The organism is Deltaproteobacteria bacterium (assembly GCA_012522415.1).
Classification (GTDB): domain Bacteria; phylum Desulfobacterota; class Syntrophia; order Syntrophales; family JAAYKM01; genus JAAYKM01.
The window spans coordinates 1-4,383 of sequence record JAAYKM010000068.1 but is presented as its reverse complement, the minus strand read 5'-3'; the positions used below and the strand labels follow the sequence as shown (position 1 = coordinate 4,383).

The window sequence follows — 4,383 nt, the reverse complement described above, 5'->3', positions numbered from 1 at the left end:
ATGCATCACGGGTTTATAAAGGCGTTGGAGGCGGGGGGGTGTTCCGGGCCGCCACGTTTGGCGCTCTGGCTCTGCTGTGCCTTTTTCTTGTGGGTATCCTGCTTTCCCTTTTCACCTACACGGATTGGGGGACGATGGTCAGAACCCTGTTCTCCCGGGAGATTTTCGGTGCGATTCGTCTGAGTGTCGTTACCGCCACCATTGCCACTTTTTTTTCCGTTCTGATCGGTATTCCCGCGGCGTATGCGATTTCCCAGGCGGATTTCCGTGGAAAATCCGTTGTTGACACGATTCTCGACCTGCCCATTGTCGTTTCCCCCGTGGCCCTGGGCGCGGCGTTGCTTGTTTTCTTCAATAATCCCGTGGGCATGGGCATTGAAAAGTACTTCATGCGCTTTGTCTTCGAAGTGCCGGGGATCGTTCTGGCCCAGTTTACCGTGATCAGCGCCCTGACGGTGCGCCTGATGAAAACCGCCTTTGACGGCATCGATCCACGCTACGAACAGGTTGGTCGTACTTTGGGTTGCGGCAGGCTTGCCGTCTTCTTCCGGGTCACCCTTCCCATGGCCAGAAACGGTTTGATCGCGTCATGCGTCCTCACATGGGCGAGAGCGATCGGGGAATTCGGGGCGACCATTACCCTCGCGGGCGCCATGAAGTCCAAAACAGGGACCCTGCCGGTGATGATTTTTTTGAGTCTTTCCACGGCGGATATCGAAAAGGCGATAGCCGTGATCATCACTTTGGTGGCGATTGCCGTCACGGCCCTTCTGCTCATACGAAAAATCGGCGCGAGGCCTTACTCCCTGTGATCGAAATCCGAGACATGGTCGTTCGACTGGGCAAATTCACCCTCCGGAATTTTAACCTGCGCATTCGGGATGGGGAGTACTTCGTCATCCTCGGTCCCACCGGGGCGGGCAAAACGGTGATTCTCGAGGCCATCGCGGGCCTTTGCCGAATCCGCCGGGGAGAAATTTTCATCAACGGCGAAAACGCAACGCAGATGCCGCCGGAGCAACGACGGATTGCCTACGTGCCCCAGGACTACGCCCTCTTTCCTTTTCTGAATGTCCGTGAAAATATCCGCTTCGGATTGAAAAAAAGCGGACAACCTTCATCCGAATCGGAGCGAATCGTCCGCCGTCTGGCCCATATGCTCGGTATTGCCCAGCTGCTGGACCGGCAAGTCGGGAACCTGAGCGGCGGAGAAAAACAGCGGGTTTCACTTGCCCGGGCCCTGGCGACATCTCCGAGAATTTTGCTGCTGGACGAACCTTTGAGCAGCCTCGACGTGAGTACCGCCAAGTATCTGCGTCTCGAACTGCGGCGTTTTCATGAGGAACTGGGGATTACGACGATTCACGTGACCCATAACCTCATGGAGGCGGAAGAGCTGGCTGACCGCATTGCCATTATCGACGGCGGGAACCTGGAACAGGTGGGAGCCCGGGAAGAGATCTTTCTCGCCCCCTGCAACGAAACGGTTTCCAATTTCATCGGTGCGCCCAACATCCTGACCTGTGAGCGGTGCAATGACCTGGGCCATGGTCTGATCGAAGCGGTTTGCGGACGGATGCCCATCATTTTGCCCAATGAGGGCAGGGAGGTCCGAAAGATCGCCCTGTTCCCCCGGGATATCTACGTTTCCGCCATCAACCCGCCCGGCCCCTCTTTGAACCGATTCCAGGGTGTCGTCATGGATATCAGGCCCTTCTCATCCCTCGCGCGCCTGAAGGTCAAGGTGGGGGACAATATCCTCTTGGCCGAGATGCCCAGGGCGGCCCTCGAGGAGATGGCCATCACTGTGGGACAGGATGTTCATCTGATTATGAAGATTCGGGGTATCCGGATCGTATAGAAGACCCTCCGATTGTTGTGGCGCTTTCCCGATTGTCAGGGTAACCAGACAATGGTAATGGGAGAAGATCCTTTGCCGCGTCGGCAGAACACAGGGAGTAAAAGAAGATGGAATCATTCGATCTTTCGTCCATCCTGACCCCGGGGGAACTGTTCGGAGAGCATACAAAGCGCATCCTGGACATGATCACGGACCATTCCCCCTTTCCGAAAGGCCGGACCGGGAAGGGCAGCCGTCGGGCGAGACTCCATGCTGCGCAGATCCATCTGAGCGAAACGGTTTATTTCGGACAGATCGTTTACCGGGCCCTGAATCCGGAGAAGACGGTGGAGGTCTGTTCCGGTTACGGTCTGCCCACATTGACGATGGTGAAATGTTTCGGTACGGAGGGGATTTGTGTGGATATGGATGACGATGGTTTGGCGGTTGGGAGGGTTATCGCGGAAAAACTGGGCTTATCGCTGACTCAGGTTCGGGAAGATCTCTTTTCCTATCTGAGGAGGGAGGGCCCGTCCCTTTGCGGGACGACGCTCATGGCGACCGCCGCTTTTTGCTGCGATCGGGAGAGGGGCCGTCCGCCGGGGAGCGGAGAGGGGGATCTCGTCGATCTGGCCATCCGTTTGGGCATGAATCTGGCGATCCTGCCCTACCGGAGCGGTGAAACGATGCGTACCGGTGTTTCCCAGGAGAGGAAGCGGTTCGACGATTATACACAACGTCTGGTTCCGTCCGGCTACCGGGTGCACCGTCATCCCACGAAAAACGTTTTGCCGCAGACGGGCGCCCCGGACTGGTTTTATCTTGAAATTCTGACGGCTGAAAAGAGGCCTGAAAGCTGATCACGATTTTTTCAAGTTGAAACCGCCGGTAAAAAGGGCCCATCTTTTCATCGGATAACCCTGGCTCATTGGGTTGGGTGCCGGAGGATTCGTGGACCAGCCGTGTACAGGGGGAGGAATGAAACATGGAATCACAGACGGAAAAAATTCAACGACTTTTCAACCCCCGTTCGATTGCCGTCATCGGCGCTTCAACGGACCCCATCAAGATCGGTCACCTCGTCCTGCGGTCGGCCCTTCTCTCCCGGGTGGAAAAAGTCTATCCCGTGCACGCCGGGGGGGCGAAGGAAATAGGGGGATGCCCCGCGTACCCAACCATTGAGGCCATTCCGGACAGGAACGTTGATCTCTTTCTTTTCGTGATTCGTCAACAGGACATTTTGGAGGCCCTGCGAGCCGCTATCGGCAAGGGATGCCGGGGGGCGGTGATTTTCACGGCGGGATACCGGGAAACCGGCCGGGAGGGAGAAACACGACAGGAAGCACTGTATCGATTGTCTGAGGCGGCGGGAATACCGATCATCGGGCCCAACACCCTGGGTTTTTTCCGGGGCCCGGACGGCGTCAACGCCACGTTTTTACCCTACCTGTCAGAAGAATTTCCCTCGTCGGGAAAAATTACCGTCATCAGCCAGAGCGGCGGGGTGGGGGCCTTGATTGCCGGGCAGTTCATAGAGGACCGCCTTGCCATGGGGACTTTGGTGAGTGTCGGGAATCGGATGAATGTGGATTTTTCGGACATGCTGAATTTTTGCGCCGACGATCGGGCAACCGATGTGGTGGCCGTCTATCTTGAGGGGCTGGAGGATGGGCGGGCCTTTTATCAGGCTGCGGGCCGCTGTGCGGGGAAAAAACCCGTTGTGATTTTCCACGCCGGACAATCCAGGGCGGGGCAGCGGAGTTCCATATCCCATACGGGCAGCATGGCCGCCTCGAGCGCCATCTACCGGGGGATGTTCCGTCAGGCCGGTTTGATCGAGGTGAGCAGCCTTCAGGAGCTGAGCGATACGGTGAAGTGCCTGTCTCTCGCGAAGCCCCCCGGCGGAAACCGTGTGGCCCTGGTCACCCACACAGCGGGTCCCGCCATTGTCGCGGCGGACATCCTGGAACAGGGAGGCATGGATGTTGTCCCTCTCCAGGAAGAAACCAGAGCGGCCCTGGCAATGAAGAAAACATTCCCTCCTTTCATTTCCCCGGACAATCCCGTCGATCTTGCTACCTCCGGTATGGAGCGCCGTGCCTATCTGGACGTCGTGGAAGTTCTGACGAAAGACCCGAATATCGACGCTGTCCTTACGGTGTGCGTCTCCTTGCTCGCCGGTCAGGAGGGGCACCCGCTCTACTTTCCGATCGAGGCGTTCAAACGGGAATTTGAAGGATCGGATAAGACCCTGGTCATGCTCTGGGGCGCCCCCGTAACCAGGGAGGAAGAATTCAAACCCTGGGAGAACTCCGGCATTCCGGTGTATCCGACTCCAGAACGCGCCGCCAAAGCCCTTTTGAATCTTTACCGCTATGGGGTTATGGGGCGGCGGGTTCATGAGGAGGATGTTCCGGCGACCAGGCTGCCCCAAGAACTTATCCGGGGTGTTGCCGATTTTCAAGCCGGAGGTGCCGTTTTCGTTGGCGAAGTGGAGACCAAGCAGCTCCTGGCCCTGGCCGGGATCAGTGTGGCCGAAACGT

General features: G+C 57.6%; 4 protein-coding genes. All 4 read left to right on the top strand.

Features of this window, described 5'->3' with window-relative positions; translation table 11 throughout:
• Nucleotides 1-134: 134 nt before the first annotated feature.
• Entirely contained in the window at nt 135-812 is a 678-nt protein-coding gene (locus tag GX147_06115) for an ABC transporter permease subunit (protein ID NLN60268.1), read from the top strand.
• Nucleotides 809-1,861: an ABC transporter ATP-binding protein gene (locus tag GX147_06110; protein ID NLN60267.1), complete on the top strand. Its 1,053-nt coding sequence runs from the start codon at nt 809-811 to the stop codon at nt 1,859-1,861. The genes GX147_06115 and GX147_06110 overlap by 4 nt, the downstream gene beginning before the upstream one ends.
• A gap of 107 nt (nt 1,862-1,968) precedes the next feature.
• The gene (locus GX147_06105; GenBank protein ID NLN60266.1) at nt 1,969-2,700 is read left to right on the top strand and encodes a hypothetical protein; all 732 of its coding nucleotides are present in this window, start codon (nt 1,969-1,971) and stop codon (nt 2,698-2,700) included.
• 125 nt (nt 2,701-2,825) lie between these two features.
• Nucleotides 2,826-4,383: hypothetical protein (locus GX147_06100; protein NLN60265.1), on the top strand; the 1,558-nt coding region annotated here is incomplete at its 3' end.

Excerpts from the sequence above, each read along its gene's own strand:
- GX147_06105 (NLN60266.1), top strand. The coding sequence starts at position 1,969 with ATGGAATCATTCGATCTTTCGTCCATCCTGACCCCGGGGGAACTGTTC.
- GX147_06115 (NLN60268.1), top strand. The coding sequence starts at position 135 with ATGGTCAGAACCCTGTTCTCCCGGGAGATTTTCGGTGCGATTCGTCTG.